16 protein-coding genes and 1 pseudogene are annotated in these 19,391 nt (G+C 32.2%); 6 read left to right on the top strand and 11 right to left on the bottom strand.

All coding sequences use genetic code 11. From position 1 onward, the window contains the following. The coding region (locus RPL90_RS01390; protein ID WP_313541781.1) for a PfkB family carbohydrate kinase at positions 1-342 on the bottom strand (342 nt) is incomplete at its 3' end. Beyond that, a complete protein-coding gene (locus RPL90_RS01395; RefSeq protein ID WP_313541784.1) occupies positions 339-1,106 on the bottom strand; it encodes an IclR family transcriptional regulator in 768 nt (255 codons plus the stop codon). The genes RPL90_RS01390 and RPL90_RS01395, both read right to left, overlap by 4 nt. 230 nt (positions 1,107-1,336) lie before the next feature. Here RPL90_RS01395 and RPL90_RS01400 point away from each other — a divergent pair, with 230 nt between their 5' ends. Then, positions 1,337-2,101 carry a GolD/DthD family dehydrogenase gene (locus RPL90_RS01400; RefSeq protein WP_313541787.1) on the top strand — a complete coding sequence of 255 codons (765 nt, stop codon included), beginning with the start codon at positions 1,337-1,339 and terminating at the stop codon, positions 2,099-2,101. Between the two features lie 100 nt (positions 2,102-2,201). On the opposite strand, the gene RPL90_RS01405 is transcribed toward RPL90_RS01400, so the two are convergent. Continuing rightward, positions 2,202-4,373, bottom strand: a complete 2,172-nt coding sequence (locus RPL90_RS01405) for a bifunctional glycosyltransferase/CDP-glycerol:glycerophosphate glycerophosphotransferase (RefSeq protein WP_313541790.1) — start codon at positions 4,371-4,373, stop codon at positions 2,202-2,204. Between the two features lie 548 nt (positions 4,374-4,921). Here RPL90_RS01405 and RPL90_RS01410 point away from each other — a divergent pair. Both RPL90_RS01410 and brnQ read left to right on the top strand, forming a co-directional pair. Next, positions 4,922-5,656: an NADPH-dependent F420 reductase gene (locus tag RPL90_RS01410; protein ID WP_398573842.1), complete on the top strand. Its 735-nt coding sequence runs from the start codon at positions 4,922-4,924 to the stop codon at positions 5,654-5,656. Positions 5,657-6,014: 358 nt separating this feature from the next. Then, on the top strand, positions 6,015-7,373 hold the full coding sequence (brnQ, locus tag RPL90_RS01415; protein ID WP_313541883.1) for a branched-chain amino acid transport system II carrier protein: 1,359 nt from the start codon (positions 6,015-6,017) through the stop codon (positions 7,371-7,373). 410 nt (positions 7,374-7,783) lie between these two features. Here the strand turns inward: brnQ and RPL90_RS01420 are convergent, their stop codons facing one another. Together RPL90_RS01420 and RPL90_RS01425 are read right to left on the bottom strand one after the other, a co-directional pair. Then, a complete protein-coding gene (locus RPL90_RS01420; RefSeq protein WP_313541795.1) occupies positions 7,784-8,422 on the bottom strand; it encodes an NAD(P)-dependent oxidoreductase in 639 nt (212 codons plus the stop codon). 167 nt (positions 8,423-8,589) lie between these two features. Further along, positions 8,590-9,018: an Rrf2 family transcriptional regulator gene (locus tag RPL90_RS01425; RefSeq protein WP_313541797.1), complete on the bottom strand. Its 429-nt coding sequence runs from the start codon at positions 9,016-9,018 to the stop codon at positions 8,590-8,592. Positions 9,019-9,252: 234 nt separating this feature from the next. Here RPL90_RS01425 and RPL90_RS01430 point away from each other — a divergent pair, with 234 nt between their 5' ends. Beyond that, positions 9,253-10,233, top strand: a complete 981-nt coding sequence (locus RPL90_RS01430; protein WP_313541799.1) for a tRNA dihydrouridine synthase — start codon at positions 9,253-9,255, stop codon at positions 10,231-10,233. Between the two features lie 225 nt (positions 10,234-10,458). Here RPL90_RS01430 and RPL90_RS01435 read toward each other — a convergent pair whose 3' ends face one another. Together RPL90_RS01435 and RPL90_RS01440 are read right to left on the bottom strand one after the other, a co-directional pair. Further along, the gene (locus RPL90_RS01435) at positions 10,459-11,499 is read right to left on the bottom strand and encodes an NAD(P)-dependent alcohol dehydrogenase (protein ID WP_313541802.1); all 1,041 of its coding nucleotides are present in this window, start codon (positions 11,497-11,499) and stop codon (positions 10,459-10,461) included. 236 nt (positions 11,500-11,735) lie between these two features. Continuing rightward, positions 11,736-13,154, bottom strand: coding sequence for an anion permease (locus RPL90_RS01440; protein WP_313541805.1), 1,419 nt, complete (start codon positions 13,152-13,154; stop codon positions 11,736-11,738). 307 nt (positions 13,155-13,461) lie between these two features. Here RPL90_RS01440 and RPL90_RS01445 point away from each other — a divergent pair. Then, positions 13,462-14,148, top strand: a pseudogene (locus RPL90_RS01445) (M15 family metallopeptidase). Positions 14,149-14,471: 323 nt separating this feature from the next. Here the strand turns inward: RPL90_RS01445 and RPL90_RS01450 are convergent. Together RPL90_RS01450 and RPL90_RS01455 are read right to left on the bottom strand one after the other, a co-directional pair. Next, the gene (locus tag RPL90_RS01450; RefSeq protein WP_016911012.1) at positions 14,472-14,903 is read right to left on the bottom strand and encodes an antibiotic biosynthesis monooxygenase family protein; all 432 of its coding nucleotides are present in this window, start codon (positions 14,901-14,903) and stop codon (positions 14,472-14,474) included. A 30-nt stretch (positions 14,904-14,933) separates the two neighbouring features. After that, a complete protein-coding gene (locus RPL90_RS01455) occupies positions 14,934-16,307 on the bottom strand; it encodes a cryptochrome/photolyase family protein (RefSeq protein ID WP_313541815.1) in 1,374 nt (457 codons plus the stop codon). A 180-nt stretch (positions 16,308-16,487) separates the two neighbouring features. On the opposite strand from RPL90_RS01455, the gene RPL90_RS01460 reads away from it, so the two are divergent. Continuing rightward, entirely contained in the window at positions 16,488-16,913 is a 426-nt protein-coding gene (locus RPL90_RS01460) for a pyridoxamine 5'-phosphate oxidase family protein (protein ID WP_313541818.1), read from the top strand. Between the two features lie 50 nt (positions 16,914-16,963). On the opposite strand, the gene RPL90_RS01465 is transcribed toward RPL90_RS01460, so the two are convergent. Both RPL90_RS01465 and RPL90_RS01470 read right to left on the bottom strand, forming a co-directional pair. Continuing rightward, on the bottom strand, positions 16,964-18,469 hold the full coding sequence (locus RPL90_RS01465) for a phytoene desaturase family protein (protein WP_313541820.1): 1,506 nt from the start codon (positions 18,467-18,469) through the stop codon (positions 16,964-16,966). Then, positions 18,466-19,347, bottom strand: coding sequence for a phytoene/squalene synthase family protein (locus tag RPL90_RS01470; protein WP_313541822.1), 882 nt, complete (start codon positions 19,345-19,347; stop codon positions 18,466-18,468). The genes RPL90_RS01465 and RPL90_RS01470 overlap by 4 nt, the downstream gene beginning before the upstream one ends. Positions 19,348-19,391: the final 44 nt, after the last annotated feature.

The raw sequence follows: 19,391 nt of genomic DNA on the forward strand, positions 1-19,391 counted from the left end.
AATTTTGTAATGATTTAATGCGCTATTCTTTCTAAAATAATCAATATAAATAGAATTTGATATACCCCGTTCTTTCGTCATAATTCCAGTTGACTGATTATTTATTGTTTTTAAGAAAGTTGTTCCAACCCCCTCACCTTTCAACTGATATTGAATGCTATCCCCTATAGCGTCATTTCCAACAGCACTCACAAATTGTGAACCAACACCTAATTTAGCTAAACCAATCATTGTATTTGCTTCAGCACCTGCAATGTAAAAACGAGCAGTATCACTATATTTTAATTTATTATCGTTAACTGCAAATACACCCATAACTTCTCCGTATGAAACTATATTCAAAAGATATCCACTCCATTTCTAGTTAACCCCATGGCTTTCGAAATAAAATAAGCATTTTTCTTCATTTTCATTGGGATATTCTTATTTTTTATTATTCTATGCTTTGGACCAGCACAGCTAATTGCCCCAATAACATTTTTTTCATCATTCACAATAGGTGAAGCAATACAGTATAGTCCTTCTTCATTCTCCTCATCATCAATTGCATAACCTTGTTTCTTAAATAACATTAATTGTTTTTTCAATGCTTCGTAATCTTTAACAGTATTGCTGGTTATTTTTTCAAATATTACGTTTTTAAATAGACTATCTAAAGTTTCCGAATCATACATCGAAAGACAAGCTTTACCCAATCCAGTAGAATATATAGGTTTGTTAGCTCCCGGTTGTGCATTTGTTCTAATAGACCTATTACTATCGAGTTTCGTTAAATAAATCATTTCATTATATTGAGGATATGCCAAAAAAATAGTTTCATTTAATTCCTCATTTAGACGTTTTATATAAGTCAAACTCTCATTATATAAATCTAAGTCTTCTCTTGCCCTATTTCCTAAGCTTATTAATTTATATCCCAATACATATTTATTTTGATAGTCTTTTCTTAGATAATTAACTTCTAACATAGATTTTAGTAAGTTAAATAAACTACTGGGTGGAATGTTTAAAGCATCACCGATTTCTTTTTCACTTAATGGATTTCTTGAATCTTTCAAAAGTTCTAAAACCTCAAATACTCTTTTAGCAGACTTAACGATTATCAACACCCTCTTCCTATTTCACATATATGAAATGAATTTATGTATATGAAAGCACATGAATATAATCATATAGATTAAAAAAAGTCAATAATCTATTAGTTATTTAATTACAAAATATAAACCTAACTACAATTATCTAAAAATTAATATTTTATTAATACAAAATTAAAACTGTTTTATTGGATAAATTATAAAAAAGTAATATTGTTTTTATATGAAAGGGGTTACATAAAATGAATGAATTTAAAGGTTTCGACATTAATTTTAATATTACAGACAAAGTTGCAATCGTTACTGGAGGCGCGAGTGGTATCGGGGAAGCAATCACTGACCTTTACGTTAAAAAGGGTGCTCAAGTTGCTGTCATCGATATGAAGGAAGATATAGCAGACATTGAACATCATAAAGACAATGTTTATGGCTTTAAATGTGATATTACAAATACTAAACAGGTAGAAGATACGGTAAACGCTATTAAAGAAAAATTTGGAAAAATAGATATTTTAGTAAATAGTGCGGGCGTTGCGCTACTTGATAAAGCAGAAAACATATCTGAAGCGCTATGGAATAAAACACTCGATTTAAACTTAACTGCCTCATTTAAATTAGCACAAATCGTAGGTCGCATTCTTATTGAGCAAAACGAAGGCGGCAAAATCATCAACATGGCTAGTCAAAATGCATTAATTGCTTTAGATAATCATATCGCTTATGGCGCAACAAAAGCTGCGATTGTTAACGTAACTAAAAGCTTAGCCTATGAATGGGCACAATACGGTATCAATGTGAATGCTATCGCTCCAACTATCGTTGCCACTGAATTAAGCGATAAAGCTTGGGTAGGAGCAAAACGTCAAGAACAACTTGATAGTATTCCTTTAGGTAGGTTTGGTGATCCATCTGAAGTCGCAGCTGTGGCACTATTCTTAGCAAGTGACGCCACTAATTTCATCACAGGTGAAAACATCGTCATTGATGGTGGAAATACGATAAAATAGATCTTTATGACTGAGGGGAGACTCACCCCTCTTCTTTTTTGCATAAAAAACACACCAAACTGCGTTTACAGTCTGGTGTGTCACCTTTAATATGATTAATTTAATCTTCTAATCGTGATTGATCGTAAATATAATTTCCAATAAACTTAGAAGCTTCGCCTGTTTCTAACGAACAGAATTTTTCATAAAACTGTTCAATTTTATCTTTATATTTCTCTTTATGCGCATCTAAATTTTTAAGCGCTTTAGCCAGTTTAAGTTCATCTGTGAAAATCTCACCCGGCAAATCTTTCATATAGTCCATATAGAATCCTCTTAAGCCCTTATCATATTTTTCGATATCATAAGCAAAGAAGAATTGAGGTCTTTTAAGAATACCAAAGTCGAACATTACAGAAGAATAATCAGTAACGAGTGCATCTGTGATTAAATATAGTTCAGAAATATCGTTATAATTTGATACATCGTAAGCAAAATCTTCATAGCCTTCTAAGTTTAAGGCGTTTGAAATCAGATAATGCATACGCAGTAAAACGACGTAATCATCGCCTAATTCTTTCTGTAAATTCTCTAAATTAATTCTTAAATCAAATAAGTATTTTCCCTTTTTGACAAACTCATCATCTCTCCACGTCGGCGCGTACATAATGATTTTTTTACCTTCAGGAATATTTAAATCTTTTCTTAGACGATTTTTAAAGTCTTCGTCATTAATTCTATTAACTAAGACATCATTTCTTGGATAACCGATTTCCCATACTCTTTCTTCATTCATCCAAAATGCCGATTCAAAGATTTCAGTAGAATACCTGTTAGGAGAAACAAGTTTATCCCATCTCATCGTTTCTTCATGAAAGTTCTTTTTATAATTAGCCGTTGTAGTGCCAGGCATTCTAACGACCTTCATATCATTACCTAAACGCTTCAATGGTGTTCCATGCCAAGTTTGAATATACTCTTGATTGTCTTTTTTATTTAGATATTGCGGTAATCTAGCATTTGTAACCCAATATTTAGCTTTAGAATAAGCATCATAATATGCCTCAGAACCTTTTTTAACTTTTTTAGCATTACCCATGATTAAATTCTGTTTGGGATTATTAAATACCCAAATGTAGTTTAATTGTGGGAAGTGATTTTGCATATATTCATAAATATATTTCGGACTATCACTATAATTTTTACCACCAAAAGATTCAAAAATAATCGTGTCTTTATTTACGTTTTCTTCCTTATCAAACAATAAGTACTTAGAACGATTTTTCATTTTATTCTTTTTCACTATATTTTTTACATGTCTACTTACATTTCTAATATTGTTAATAAATTTAGCATTTTCAGTCGAATTCATATATAAAAATAGCATTTCTAAATTATAAAGCACTTTAGAGTCTTTCAGTAAATCCCATTTTAAATATTTAACAACTTCTACGAGCGGTTCTTCAAGCACCTTGTATCTCGAGTCGATATCTTTTAATGATGGATCAAAACCATTTTTTATTTCATCTTTCATTTTGTCAGTTAAGAAGTTTTTTATTTTTTTGTCATCAGTTCTTTGAATAGCATCAAAGTAACTTTTAACATAATCGCCAAAAGTATAAATGAATTCTTGATTACTTAATGCATTGCCTTCAAATGGATCATATATTTCCCCCCTGAAATAGAACGGAAAATTCAACACTCTCACAAATTTTTCAGCGTATTTTACGTAATCAACTATGAATGAAGTATCAGTATATATATTTAAATCTTCATTAAATCTAATATGATGCCCTTGAATAATAGCCGTTTTAAATAAAATATTACACACAGTGTTTTTTCTTAAAAATGAATTAGGATTAGACTTTTGTGTTAAATATTTAACTCTAATTTGGTCTTTATCAATATATTGTGGTCTATCTTTAAGACTAAACTTATGAATAGGTGCCACGAGTCCATCTAAGCCATTAATATTAGATAGATAAAATTCAACGGCATAGCTAGCCAATTGGTCGTCAGCATCTAGGAACATAACATACGGCGTTTCAACCTCATCAAGTGCTTTGTTCCTAGCATAAGCATGGCCATGGTTCGTTTCCAATGTAATATAGTTAATATTTTTAGTCTCATTTTTAAAGGCTTCTTTCACTACGCTTGCAGATGCATCAGTTGAACCATCATCAACAATAATTAAATCAAAAGCTTGATTACGTTGCTTTTTCAAACTTTCAAGACAATCTAAAATGTGATCTTCCTTATTATAAAAAGTAATAATAATAGATAATTTATTCAATGTTATCTCTCCATTTTTTAAGGTTTACTGCTCTTACTTGTCTAATTATATTAATTTATAATTTTTTAATAAATATTGCTATTTATAGGTATTATTCTATAATAATATCAAATTCATTGTAGAATTTTAACATATTTCTTTGCAGTTAAATAATAATCTTTTAACAATAGTAACTTATTTGTTGATTTATTGGGAGCGCGACAAAAATCTTATTGTTATAAGAAAATTTTGTAGTCCCGCCCCGGCAAGGATGACTAGAGTTGAAAACAGCTTGATACAAGCGCATTTTCAATTCAGTCCTCTACTACCTATATAAAAATAGCTCCTGAATATAATATTATGTCTCGCTCCCAAATATGTTCACCTTGTTTGAGTGGTTGAGTTTTTTCTATTTATTTCATCCTAAACAAAGTAATTAATTAAAACTATATCAAGATCAATAGCTTTACATTCATGACAATTAACCTTATATTGAACTTTCAATTTTATGTAGTTAATTGTCTTCTATGAATAATAAACTGAAACAATTAAGTGAAAGGGATGACCTTATGAACTTCGGTATCATTGGCGTTGGAAACATTGGTTCCATTTTATCTGATAAATTATATGAAGCAGGGCACCAAGTGAAAGTAGCAGATGCAAGAGCTATAGGTCGTTTGGAAGGTAAATCATATAGTGGAAAAGCTGTGGAAATCGCAGAAGTTATTAAAGACATTGATATATTAATCATTAGTATACCTATTGCAGTAATACCTAAAGTAAAATCAATAATTCAAAAAGTGGATGCTCATGTTCCAATTATTGATACGTCAAATTATTATCCAGCTCGAGACAATAAAATTACCGCTATTGAAAACGGTATGACAGAAAGTGTATGGGTATCTAAACAATTAGATAGAGAAATAGTTAAAACATTTAATAACTTACTCGCATATACATTAAAACATAAAGGTCATCGAGACAAGACTCCCGGACGTGTAGCAACAACTATCGCTGGCAATAACGACACACAAAAAGACATCGTTAAACATATTATCAATCAATTAGGCTTTGATTACGTAGATACAGGAAACCTTGAAAATTCATGGCGCCAACAACCAGGCACACCAGCATACTGCACAGAACTTACTAAAGAAGAATTGAAACAAGCATTAGAACAAGCAGACAAGGAGAAAGCACCTAAACGACGCGATAAAATATTAGAACTCGCCATACTGAACAAAGATAAAACATTAAGCCATGAAGAACGAATTCACTTAAATAGAAAAATTTATAATTCTTAGTAATTTAAGGAACCGCAGAATTTAAAAATTAAACAACTATGATGAATGGCTAATGGACAATATCCACTAGCCATTTTTATATGATGATATTTTAAAACATTTGGGATACAACAAAGTGTATATTCAACGTCTCACTTTATATAGCACACCATCTTTATTTGTGCTTCCAGTTATCTTTCATGATTGTTATAATGCACTAATAAGTGTGTAAATGGACGACGTGTTATTTCTTAATTTTGTGACACGATTATCAAGTGTTTTTCGTCCTTCTTAACGTATTCATTGGCATAACTTCTACATTCTATACCAACACCTTAGTTAAACTTGAAAGAAAATTTATTAGGAGAAAGAACAAATCATCATGAAACATAAACTTAGTATTAAAGAAAATATATTTATAGGATCGTTGTTATTCGGCTTATTTTTCGGTGCTGGCAATCTTATATTCCCAATACATTTAGGTCAATCAGCTGGTTCAAATATTGTTCAGGCGGACTTAGGTTTCTTAATTACAGCTATTGGTTTACCTTTTTTAGGTATCATCGCAATTGGCATATCCAAAACAACTGGTATATTCGAAATTGTTTCAAGAGTTAATATTAAATACGCTTATATTTTCACCATATTGCTGTACCTAGTCATTGGTCCTTTTTACGCATTGCCAAGACTTGCGACAACATCATTTGAAATAGCTTTTTCACCATTTATTTCACAATCATCTGTGCCACTATATTTATCAATTTTTAGTATTTTATTCTTTTTTGTGGCATGGTTTTTCTCGAAAAAACCTTCCAAAATTTTAGAATATATTGGCAAATTTTTAAATCCAGTATTTTTAATACTGCTAGGCTTGCTTATTGTATTAGCATTTATTAATCCAATGGGTCATATTTCCAATGCTAAAGTTAGTACGGATTATGAAAATAGTGCACTATTAAAAGGATTTATAGACGGCTACAACACATTAGATGCTTTAGCAGCACTTGCTTTTGGTATTATCGTCGTTACAACGATTAAAAAGCTTGGCGTTACCAATCCAAGTCATATTGCGAAAGAAACGGTTAAATCCGGTACAATCAGTATTATTTTAATGGGAGTAATTTACAGCCTACTCGCATTCATGGGTACGATGAGTTTAGGCCATTTCAAAATGAGTGACAATGGCGGTATCGCACTAGCGCAAATTGCACAATATTACTTAGGTGATTACGGCATTATTTTACTGTCACTAATTATTATTGTTGCCTGTTTAAAAACAGCGATAGGTTTAATCACTGCATTTTCAGAAACATTTTCGGATCTATTTCCAAAACAAAATTATTTAATGTTTGCGACAGTCGTTAGTATTATTTCTTGCGTTTTTGCTAATATCGGTTTAACAAAAATTATCGCTTACTCAACACCAGTATTGATGTTCTTGTATCCGTTAGCCATAACGATTATTTTACTCACACTATTGAGTTCATTCTTTAACCATTCAAAAATCGTCTATCAATTTACTACGTATTTCACGATGGTTGCATCATTTGCAGACGGCATTAAAGCTAGCCCAGCGATTATTGCTAACACACAATTCGCTCATAGCATAATCACATTCAGTGAAAAATACCTACCCTTCTTTACGATAGGTATGGGTTGGGTAACACCTGCGCTATTAGGATTTATTATCGGGTTTATTGTGTACAAAGTTAAAAAGACGACCGTTAAAACATCTTAACTTTTAAAACAAAGCGACTAGATCCAAATAACTGCACAACAAAAATAAACAAGCATACCACTTAACCGATTTCCCAGGAAATAGCGTGGTATGCTTGTTTTTGTTTATTAAGACTTGTTATTTATCACGCTTTTTCCACGAGCATGCCCATTTTTGCTTATTTTATGCGCTTCTGGAACTTAAGATAGAAGACAGTTTTTATTTCAGCACATGCCTTAATGCTTTTAAATTATGCTAAGGTAATTTGTTTTTATATTTTAGCGAGTTTAGTATCGCTTTTAGATAGTCATTCATTCAATTTTTTGGAAAAGTTTACTTTCTGCTAATTTCTTTAAAGTTGAATTTATGAATATGCTTCGTACTTAATTTCAAAGATACTTTAATAGAAAATCTGTTTGTAATTTTTACTTTTACTTTTCTTCCCCAACTACTGTAAAACGTTCATTTATATTTTGTGGATTTTCAATTTCATCTACTAATGCTAGCGCAAAATCAGCATAGCTAATATAACTATTGCCATTAGCATTAACTAATAAATTGTCTTTTCCTGATTGATAGCTTCCTGTTCTAACACCTTCTGCATTAAAATCGGCAGAGGGACTTAGGAATGTCCAAGTTATATCTTGTGAAGCTTTTAAATCTTGTAAATTTCTGCCTTGTCCATTGGCAGTTGGTGCGAATGCCTCGGGAAATTCAGGCGTATCTTTCAATACAGTTGTTTGTGCTTCATCAACATATAAACTGCCTGCACCACCCACAACAATCACTCTAGTATCTGTGCCTTTTAATGCTTCAATTAATGCTCGGCCAGCTGTTACATGTTCTTCTTCCTCACCAAGCGGTGCACCAAAGGCGTTAACAACTACGTCTAAATCTTTTAAGTCATCTGAAGTGATGTCATATATTTCTTTTTCTATTACTTTGACACTACTATCAGATATTTTTGATGCATTTCTAACAATTGCTGTTACATCATGTCCTCTTTCAATTGCTTCTCGTAATACTAAATTACCAACTTTTCCACTTGCTCCAATGATTCCAATTTTCATAAATAAAAGCCTCCTATTTTTTTAAAATTAATGCTAATCGTGATAAAACAATAATTCCTTTCAATTACGATGATTGAGGGGGGTGATATTGTTTTAATATCATTTTGTAAACATCTTCTAGTTGTAATTGTAATAGTTACAGTTACATTATAGGTTTACGGATAAGTTTATCCGTTATTAACTAATATTTTATCTACTATACTTTGTAAAGTTACATTTTTTAATACGGTCTCCATTGCTTCTTGCGCATTTTCTAAAATAACTTCTAACACAATTTGAATGTTTGCACCGACTGTACAATTAATATTAGTATCTTCATGGATTTGAAATAAACGCCCTTTTTCAACAACTTCCACAGCATTGTACACGTCAAACAACGTAATTTCATCTAAAGGTTTCAAAAGTCTAACCCCTGAGTTGCCTCGAGAGACTTCAATATAACCAGCATCTTTAAGCTTTCCCATCAGTCTGCGTATGACTACCGGATTCGTGTTCACACTATTTGCTATTTGATTTGACGTTAAATTATATTCTCTTTCTACTTTAATCAAAGTTAAAATATGAACAGCTACCGTAAAACGACTGCTAATTTTCAAATCAACCACCTCATGTAACCATTATAGTTACACCTTGAGTTAATGTCAATATAATTAATTCTCCTTCTTCATTGCTGAAAGTATTACCTTCAACTATATTTTAGACTACAGGAAGACATCCTTCGCCAAAGTTGTAACGAGACAAATTCCTTTTGTATAAGTGCACAATTTGTGGTAATATCATCATGGATAAAAATTCGATTATACTAATAAATAAGAAGGTTTAAATATATCATGAAAGAAAATTTTTGGAGTGACTTACCACGTCCTTTTTTTGTTTTGGCACCTATGGAAGACGTTACGGACATCGTCTTTCGCCACGTAGTCAGTGAAGCAGCTAGACCTGATGTATTTTTCACTGAATTTACTAACACTGAGAGTTTTTGCCACCCCGAGGGCATACACAGTGTTCGTGGACGCTTAACATTTAGTGAAGATGAACAGCCTATGGTCGCTCATATTTGGGGCGATAAACCAGATCATTTTCGAGAAATGAGTATCGGCTTAGCAGAGATGGGCTTTAAAGGGATTGATTTGAATATGGGCTGCCCCGTAGACAATGTAGCAAAGAAAGGTAAAGGATCAGGCTTGATTCTACGACCTGAAACTGCGGCCGAAATTATTCAAGCAGCTAAAGCTGGAGGTCTACCCGTAAGCGTTAAAACGCGTCTTGGTTACTATGAAATAGACGAGTGGAAAGACTGGTTAAAACACGTCTTCGAACAAGACATTGCTAACTTATCTATCCATCTACGTACTCGTAAAGAGATGAGTAAAGTAGATGCACACTGGGAATTAATCGAAGCCGTTAAAAAGTTACGCGACGAGATTGCACCAGATACATTATTAACGATTAATGGTGATATTCCAGACAGACAAACAGGCCTAGAACTCGCCGAAAAATATGGTATTGATGGGGTAATGATTGGTAGAGGTATTTTTAACAATCCATTCGCTTTTGAAAAAGAACCACGTGTACACACGAGCAAAGAACTATTAGATTTATTGAGATTACATCTAACATTGTTCAATAAATATTCAAAAGAAGAGACACGCCAATTCAAAAGCTTACGCAGATTCTTTAAAATTTACGTCCGTGGCATTAGAGGGGCTAGCGAACTACGCCATCAATTGATGAGCACAGAAACGACAGACCAAGCACGCGCATTAATCGATGACTTCGAAGCTCAAATGGACGACAGTGTCATATCTTAATATAAGTTAAAGTGAAAAATTAGGAATTATTCTTTATATTTTATCGCATGAAAATCCCCTGCTAACATAATGGTTAACAGGGGATTTTTGGTTATATATGGCAGTATATGAATGGGTTGAAAATGCCTTGTATTGAGCTTTTTCAATTCCAGTCATCTTTGCCAAAGCGAAACTACAAAATCTTTTTTATACAAATAAGCTTTTGCTCAGCTTCCACTTTTTATATTACATTGTTTTTGTATCAATGACGAAACGATATTTAACGTCTGAAGATAGGACTCTTTCATACGCTTCATCGATTTGATCTGCTGAAATTAATTCGATTTGTGGTGTAATATTGTGTTCTGAACAGAAATCTAACATTTCTTGAGTTTCTCTTATACCACCAATGGCTGAACCTGCAAATGATCTACGATGACCAATTAAATTTGCCACATGCACAGATACAGGTTCTGCTGGCGCACCAACATTAACAATAGTACCGTCTAATTTTAATAATTTAAGGTAATCATCAATTTTTAAATTAGCACTTACAGTATTAATAATTAAATCAAATGAGCTTGCAAGTTGTTCGAATGTTGATTCATCACTTGTTGCATAATAATGAGAAGCGCCCAATTTCAAGCCGTCTTCTTTTTTATTTAATGTTCTTGATAATACAGTGACTTCTGCGCCCATACCATGCGCAATTTGAACAGCCATGTGTCCAAGTCCACCCATACCGATAACAGCTACACTTTTACCTTCATATGCTTTCCAATGATTTAAAGGTGAATAAGTCGTAATACCAGCACATAGTAAAGGTGCAGCCGCATCTAAACTAATATTATCAGGAATACTTAGTACAAAATCTTCATGTACGACGATATGTGTTGAGTAGCCACCTTGAGTGGGTTCACCATATCTATCCGTACCAGCATATGTACCAACCATGCCTTTTGTACAATACTGTTCTTCACCGTTTTTACAATGTTCACATTCACCACAAGAGTCTACCATGCAACCAACACCGACACGGTCATCTACTTGATATTTACTAACATCTGAACCGACCTCTTTAACAATACCAGCAATTTCATGACCCGGTACTAAGGGATAATGAACTGGTCCCCATTCCCCACGTGCAGTATGAATATCTGAATGACATATACCTGCATATTTAATTTCTATTAAAATATCATGTTTATCAAGATCTCGTCTTGTAATTTCTGTAGCATAAAAATCAGAATCCGGACTATTTACCGCTCTAGCTTTTGCATTTAACATCAATCTATTCCTCCATTAAAAACTTTAATAGAATACCTTCATTTGTATTCTTATTGCACAATATTAGACCTGGCATACCCCAACGTCAATTTATATGACTTGGTGTGATGTATGTTGTAAGTTTTGTATAAATCACTTTGCTTGATAGGCCTATAAATAAAAACACGACGAGACAAAAATGCAAAAGTTAACAGATAGAAGCAAAAGTGAATGACTCATCGTTACTACACTTAACTTTATAAAATACCGATTAATTTCATCCATACTGAGCCTAGACCAATCCAAATGATGAAATAGACGATACCTAATATGAAATTCATCGTCCACCAACGTTTTTGGGTGATATAGCCTGCTGAATATAGTATTGGCGCTGGACCACTACTGTAATGCGTCGTTGAAGCTAGCAAGTTACCGAAGAAACCTAACATGAGTGCACTGTATAAAGGTGGTGCACCTGCAGCAACTGCAACGCCTAATAAGGCGGCATACATTGCACTAACATGTGCTGTTGAACTCGCAAATAAATAGTGTGAATAAAAATAAAATAATATAAGAATAATTAGCACTATTGGCCAATTGAAGTTACCTAAACTTGTTGCTATGAGTTTACTTAACCATGGAATAAATCCTAATTTATTTAATCTATCTGCCATAAGAACAAGTACTGAGAACCATACTAACGTATTCCACGCACCTGTCTCGTTCAAAATATCTTTCCATTCTAGTACACCCGTTAACAATAATAACGATAATGCTATAAATGCTGTTAAGGTAGCATCAATGTGAATAAGGCTACCTAGCACCCATAAGGCTAATGAGATAATAAAAATAATAATCATGAATTTTTCTGAAGTTGAAATATTGCCCATTTTAGATAATTCAGTGTTAGCCCAATGCTTAGCATTAGGTGTTTCTTTAACAGCTGGGGGATAAATTTTATAAATAATGTACGGTACGACAATCAGTGATACTAATCCAGGTACTAAAGCGGCTAAAAACCAATCCATCCACGTAATATTTATATGGGCTGTGCTTTCCGCAAGGTTTTGTGCTAATGGGTTACCTGCCATCGCTGTTAAAAACATTGCGGCAGTAATTAAATTACCTTGGAATTCAGTAAATATAAGAAAAGCACCCATTTTACGTTCTGTGCCTTGTTTCGGATTTGAATCAAATGATTCCGATAAAGATTTAATAATTGGGAACATGATGCCACCTGCACGTGCGGTATTACTAGGGGTAGCAGGTGCAAGTATAAGATCAACACCGACAAGCGAATAGGCCAAGCCTAAAGTTTTTTTACCAAAGAGCTTTACAAATTGTAGTGCAATACGGCGACCTAAACCTGTTTTGACGAAACCTCTAGAAATAAAGAAGGCTATCGCAATAAGCCAAATACTGTTATTTCCAAATCCTGCTACTGCAGTTTTTATGTCCGTTACGCCAGTTAAAACCATTGCTGTAAAACCTAATATAGATACAGCACCGATAGGCATCGGCTGCGTAATACAAGCAACAATAGTTGTTACAAATATAGCAAACATTAACCAAGCTTGTGTACTTAAGGCATCCGGTTTAATAGGAGTAAGTGCACAAATGATTATACCGATAATTAGGGGTAAAATAAATTTACGGTATTTTATTGAATTTTGCATTTTGAAACTTTCCTTTCTTCCACACATTATTACTACTTACACATAATAATCTACGCCTATCGTTATAATATGTAAATATGAAATAAGAAAAAGCTTTATATCAACTCAGTTTTTTAAATGATTTATTTTAGTATTAATATAATCAAAAAATAATTTAAACACCGAATTCTCTCTAATATCACTTATTTATATTCATATAAATAAGCTCAATTTTCATATAAGCTGCGTATGATCTAATTTATACATATGTTACACTCGTTCTAATTCTTAAAACTTTTTATATAAGGAAAGACAAGGGGGTATCCGCATGAAAAGATTTTCTATATCTATAGTATTAATAATTAGTGCTTTATTACTTTCATCTTGTTCACATCAATCCGATAACCATCATAATACTAAAAATAAAGGGGAGCATACTGCTAAATCATGAAACAGTGATAACAATCAAAAGAAACATAAAAAGGTCGTTAAAGATGGTCGTACGTATGTAGATGGAATTTTAATTGTAAACAAAGAAAACAAATTACCCTCCTCTTATAATCCAGGTGAAAATCCAAAAGCACAAAAAGCGTTACAACAATTATTAGATGATGCACAAAAAGATGGTATTAATTTATATAAAATGAGTGGCTATAGAAGTTACCCTACACAAGTTAAGCTTTATGATAGTTATGCGAAGCGTGATGGTAAAAAAACAGCTGATAAATATAGTGCACGCCCAGGCTATTCTGAACATCAAACAGGTCTTACATTTGATCTAGGTGGAAAGAATTCAAATAAAAATCTATATGCTAGCTTTGGTAAAACTAAAGAAGGTCAATGGATCGCGAATCATGCATATAAATATGGATTTATTGTGAGATACCCTAAGGGCAAAGAAAAAATTACCGGATATCAATATGAACCTTGGCATATACGCTATTTAGGAAAAGATAAAGCCACAAAAGTACATAAATCTGGCAAAACATTAGAGGAATATGTAGGCTTAAAATAATAGAACCGTAAAACTCCTTCTATTCGAACTAAAATAAAGACGAAATGCTATCCAGCATTTCGTCTTTTTTTGTTCTCAAACGCTTTATCTTAAAATATAATAAAAAAGCAAAGTGCATTACATACCTTGCTTATTATTGGCAATTTAGACTTTTTATACTTAACAGATACTAAAAACACTTTTATTAATAAGCATTATTTATGATACGCTTCCCCTTATCAGTGATTTTGCTAAAATTTTTATATCGCTAAAAAATAGGCAAGTTAGTATTTAAATAACTCGCCTATATGTTTGCAGAAATATCATTTAATTCAAAAATTATGTTATTTAAATTCTAAACTAATATTAAATGATAGGTTTCTGTTTACAATAGATTTATCAGCACCTTGTTTGGTTCCTCTATTTTTATGGGATGCTTTATATTCCTGAGACTCTTGCCAATGTTTGTAAGCTGCTTCGTCTTGCCAAAACGTAATGATAACATGATGTTCATGTGTACTATGTGGCTTTAGAAATAATAGATTTTCAAACCCTTCAGTATTCTCTAGATGTTTATCTCTATTTAAGAACACACGCTCGAAGTCTGCCTCTAAACCAGGATTAGCATATAAATGGTTTAAAACTGCATAACCATATTGTGGCAAATCATTAATTTGTTCTAATATAGTATAGTGATATGTCACATTAAATCTATTAATAGTTACCTCATTATTATTTTTGTCTAAATAAATACGATGTATTTCATTTTTTAACAAATGAATCACTCCTTTTTATTGGATGACATGTCAAAATTGCTTAAATTTATCCATAACATAATCTCTACTATTTTTATGATTCACGATAGTCTGTGGATAATCTTTTCCAATTTCAATGTGATAAATTTCTTGTAACTTGTCTTTATATTTAGTTGGATCATGAATGTATTTTCTACTCACATCATTAAATATTTCTAGCTGTGTTTTAATAAAATACCCTTGCGCATCAAAGCGCTCACTTTGACGTATAGAATTAAACATTCTGAAATAAGGCACTGCATCTGTTCCGGTTGATGCTGACCACTGCCATCCATGTACATTAGATGCATTATCATAATCTATCAAATACTGTCTAAAGTACTCCTCACCCCAAGTCCAATCAATAAATAAATTTTTCGTTAAAAATTGTGATACGACCATTCGTAAGCGATTATGCATATATCCTGTACGATTCAGCTTCTTCATTGCAGCATCAACGATTGGGTAGCCAGTTTGACCTTTTTTCCATACTTCAAAATGTGTTTTATTATAAGACCATTGCATGTTTCGATATTTTTCAGAAAAAGATTTAGTTGCCGTTTCTGGATACTGCGTCATTAACACATAATAAAATTCACGGAATATAACCTCTCTTATAAAAGCTTCATAATTTTTTTCATCGCTCTCATAACCTTCAAGTAAATCATTTATAATTTCACGAATATCGAGTAGTCCATATGCTAAATATTTACCTAATCCACTTACAAAATCCTGCGACACATCGTCAGTCAATTTATCATAACGAGCTATGTCACCATTTAAAAAATCATCCCAAGCTTTACACGCTAACTTTTCTATATCTTTATTATTTTCAAATTTTAAGTCACTTTGATTTGAACCCTTTTCCGCAATTTGAGACAACTGCTTAAATTGATAACTTTTTTTAGGGGTGTGTACTAAATCCTGACGATTTGCTTTATAAAAACTAGTAAATACTTTATAAGGCTGTTGTTGTTTATTAAAAGTCTTTGTTGGCTCAAAATAATGATTCACGCGCTGTTCAATTACTGTAACTTGGTAATTTTCAAAAGCCTTTTTTACATGAGGATAGTCATATATTTCTTTGTGATAACTCATAATATCTTTTGCTACTAATACATGAGATAACGCCAATGTTTCAGCTAATTCACCTAGCTTTTCATATGTGACAATATGAGGTTGTATATCATGCTTATCTAAAGCATTTACAAATCCTTTTACAACTTTATGGTAATAGTCACGTTTTACTTCTGATGCGTCAGTTAAATCTTCTAAAGTTAAGATAAAATACAATTTATTTATCTCATTTTGATGCTTCACTATATATTGAAAAAGTGGATTATCTTTCGTTCTAAAAACTCTGTTAAGTATGACTCCTAAATGCATTTTATTGCCTCCCAGCTTGTTTCATACAAATTCACTTTATAATTGCCCTTTAACTTAAGATTGTGTTTTCAATCATATACCCGTTTTAACTTTTGTATAATTCACTAAAAAAAATAAATTTTAATACCTTACATATTATAGGCAACTTCAGGGTATATTATTATCAGAGGTGATTAAATTATGAATAACGAACAATTACAAAATGAAATTGAAAATATATTAAATACATCAAAAATAGGTGTCCTATCTACTGCACATAACAATACACCTAATAGTAGATACATGGTATTTTATAATGATAGCCACACACTTTATACTAAGACAAGCATTGAGTCTAAAAAAATTGCTGAATTTAAAGATAATCCCAAAGCTCATGTACTTATAGGTTACGATGAAATGAATAATCGTAGTTTTCTAGAAATTGATGCGAATGTTGAAATACTGAAAGATCAAGAGACTATTGATTGGATTTGGAACAAACAAGATAAGTCCTTTTTTGACTCTAAGGATGATCCAAACTTGTGTGTAATTAAAGTAATACCAAAATCCATAAAAATTATGAACGATAAAAAATTAGACACACCACAAACCATTACGTTCGATTAGTTAAAAAGGCGCTTAAAATCACATTATTAAAAAGTGATTTTAAGCGTTTTTTATATACCATTATTAATATCTTCTAACATAGCATCAACTGTAATTTTAGCACTCGTCAGTACAATTGGCACTCCTGCCCCTGGATGAACACTAGCTCCAGCAAAATACAAATTTTTGTAATCTCTACTCACATTAGGCGGTCTGTAATAGTTACTTTGCGCTAAAGTAGGCATTAAACCAAAGGCTGCTCCAAATTTAGCATTATAATCTCCTTCAAAATCCTTAGGCGTATAAATAATTTCTGTCACAACTTGCTTTTTCAAATCTTCTAACGCTTTAATCGTAGAAAGCTTATTGTAAATAATATCTTTCACTTGTGTGATTGTTGACTCATCAGACCAATCCGTATCACCTGTTTTCAATTCTGAAACGGGCATCAGCACATAAATACCTGTTTGACCTTCTGGCGCTAACGACTGATCTTCCACACTAGGAGCGTATACATATATTGATGGATCTTGGGATATTTCCCCGGAAAATATTTCATTGATATTATTATCAAAATCCTTTGAAAATATAACATTATGTAACAAGATATCTTCAGATAAATCTTTATCAACCCCTATGTACATTAAAAAGGCTGAGCAAGAATAGTCCATATTATCAATTTTCTGTGTCGTATACTTCTTAGGATGATGTTCATTTTTAATTAAAGATGAAGTAGCATATGGAAAATCAGCAGTACAAATTATTTTGTCATACTTTTCTATATGTCCGTTTACTTTTAGTCCATCCGCATGCTTATACCTACTATCAATGATAATTTCTTCAACGTTTGCGTTGGTATAAATTTGAGTACCTAATTCTTCATTTAGCGTTTGAAGCGCTCTGACAAAGCTATACATACCACCTTTTATAAAGTGAACACCAAACATTAACTCTATCATGGGTATAATTGAATACAATGACGGGCTTCGTTTAGGGTCGATACCTATATATAATGTTTGAAACGCTAAAATCTTTTGGATTTTTTTATTATCAACATATTTTTCAATTAAATTATCTGCTTTATCAAATGTTTTGAGTTTCATACCTTGATATATAGTAAAAGGATTATAAAAATCCGTAGGTTTCCTAAACGTACGTTCTAGAAAATATTTTCGTGCTATTTCGTATCTTTCGTATATATCTGTTAAAAAGGACATAAAACCATGCGTAGAGTTAGGTTCAATATCTTCAAGCATATCTCTTAATTGAGCAAGATCTGTAGGAACGCGAATTTGATCTGTTTCACTAAAATAAACATCATATATATGTGATAATTGTTTAATTTCCAAGTAATCATTCATATTTTTTTGAGCGTAATTAAAAACGTCTCGATAAATCTCAGGCATCATTACGATGGTTGGTCCCATATCAAATGTAAAGCCATCTTGCTTAATCTGATTCATCCTACCACCTATTTGTTGGTTCTTTTCATATAAATCTACTTGATGACCGTTTGCTGCTAATCTTGAAGCTGCAGCTAAACCTGAAACACCGCCGCCTATAACTGCAATCTTCATAATGTTTCACTCCTATTATATTTCGCACTAAGTTCACGATAAATTTTCATTTTTTTCAATTTACTCACATATACTTTCTTATGCAACGTATAGTTTGCCTTCCTTACTTCCACAAGTATTTCATGATAAGCTATCGCAGCTAATTCGATAATGTAACGTACCTCTTCGTCAAAATAATTAATACCGTTTAATGCAATATCATATAACCTAACTGACTCTGTAGCGTAACTTTCCCACAGTTCTATATAATTTGGCGTAATCCCTTCATAATATATAGAATGTAGATTAACTCGATATTGAGCTAATTTTTCTACACTTAGATAAATTCTTCCATTTTGAAAATCTTCGCCGACATCTCTTAAAATATTAGTTATTTGCATTGCCTTGCCTAAAGCAATCGCAGCTTCTTCAGCTTGCTCGAAATTATTTTCATTTGATGAAGTTAATATAGGAGTTAACAATTCGCCGACAGTACCTGCCACACCATAGCAATACTCATATAAATCTGAATCAGTTTGCATTTCTTTTAAAACTAAATCTTCCTTCACATATTGAATTAAAGATTCGAAAGGTTTTTTAGGTATTGAATATGTATTCAATGTATTACTTAAAGCATTCATAATAGCTGCATCACTTTGATACGCTTGAATATAATCACAATCGCTATAAATCACATCTAAATCTCTAGCTATGCCGTCTAATTGCTCAAGGTCTTTGTATTTATCAATACTGTCATCTATAATTCTGCAAACTGCATAAATAGCCCAAATTGCTTTTTTTCTTTTTAGATCCAAAAAATCAAAGGCATATGAGAACGTTTTTGAATGTTCTTTCATTATATTGTGACAATGGTTATAATCTCTCTCTAATTGATTCATTTATTGGCCTCCTCAGTAAGCCTAGAACTTCTTGACATTTGTAT

Origin of the sequence: Staphylococcus kloosii (assembly GCF_032139365.1) — a bacterium.
Lineage (GTDB): Bacteria > Bacillota > Bacilli > Staphylococcales > Staphylococcaceae > Staphylococcus > Staphylococcus kloosii_A.

Excerpts from the sequence above, each read along its gene's own strand:
- RPL90_RS01400 (WP_313541787.1), top strand. The coding sequence starts at position 1,337 with ATGAATGAATTTAAAGGTTTCGACATTAATTTTAATATTACAGACAAA.
- RPL90_RS01410 (WP_398573842.1), top strand. The coding sequence starts at position 4,922 with ATGAACTTCGGTATCATTGGCGTTGGAAACATTGGTTCCATTTTATCT.
- RPL90_RS01420 (WP_313541795.1), bottom strand. The coding sequence starts at position 8,422 with ATGAAAATTGGAATCATTGGAGCAAGTGGAAAAGTTGGTAATTTAGTA.
- RPL90_RS01430 (WP_313541799.1), top strand. The coding sequence starts at position 9,253 with ATGAAAGAAAATTTTTGGAGTGACTTACCACGTCCTTTTTTTGTTTTG.
- RPL90_RS01435 (WP_313541802.1), bottom strand. The coding sequence starts at position 11,499 with ATGTTAAATGCAAAAGCTAGAGCGGTAAATAGTCCGGATTCTGATTTT.
- RPL90_RS01440 (WP_313541805.1), bottom strand. The coding sequence starts at position 13,154 with ATGCAAAATTCAATAAAATACCGTAAATTTATTTTACCCCTAATTATC.
- RPL90_RS01455 (WP_313541815.1), bottom strand. The coding sequence starts at position 16,307 with ATGCATTTAGGAGTCATACTTAACAGAGTTTTTAGAACGAAAGATAAT.
- RPL90_RS01460 (WP_313541818.1), top strand. The coding sequence starts at position 16,488 with ATGAATAACGAACAATTACAAAATGAAATTGAAAATATATTAAATACA.
- RPL90_RS01465 (WP_313541820.1), bottom strand. The coding sequence starts at position 18,469 with ATGAAGATTGCAGTTATAGGCGGCGGTGTTTCAGGTTTAGCTGCAGCT.
- RPL90_RS01470 (WP_313541822.1), bottom strand. The coding sequence starts at position 19,347 with ATGAATCAATTAGAGAGAGATTATAACCATTGTCACAATATAATGAAA.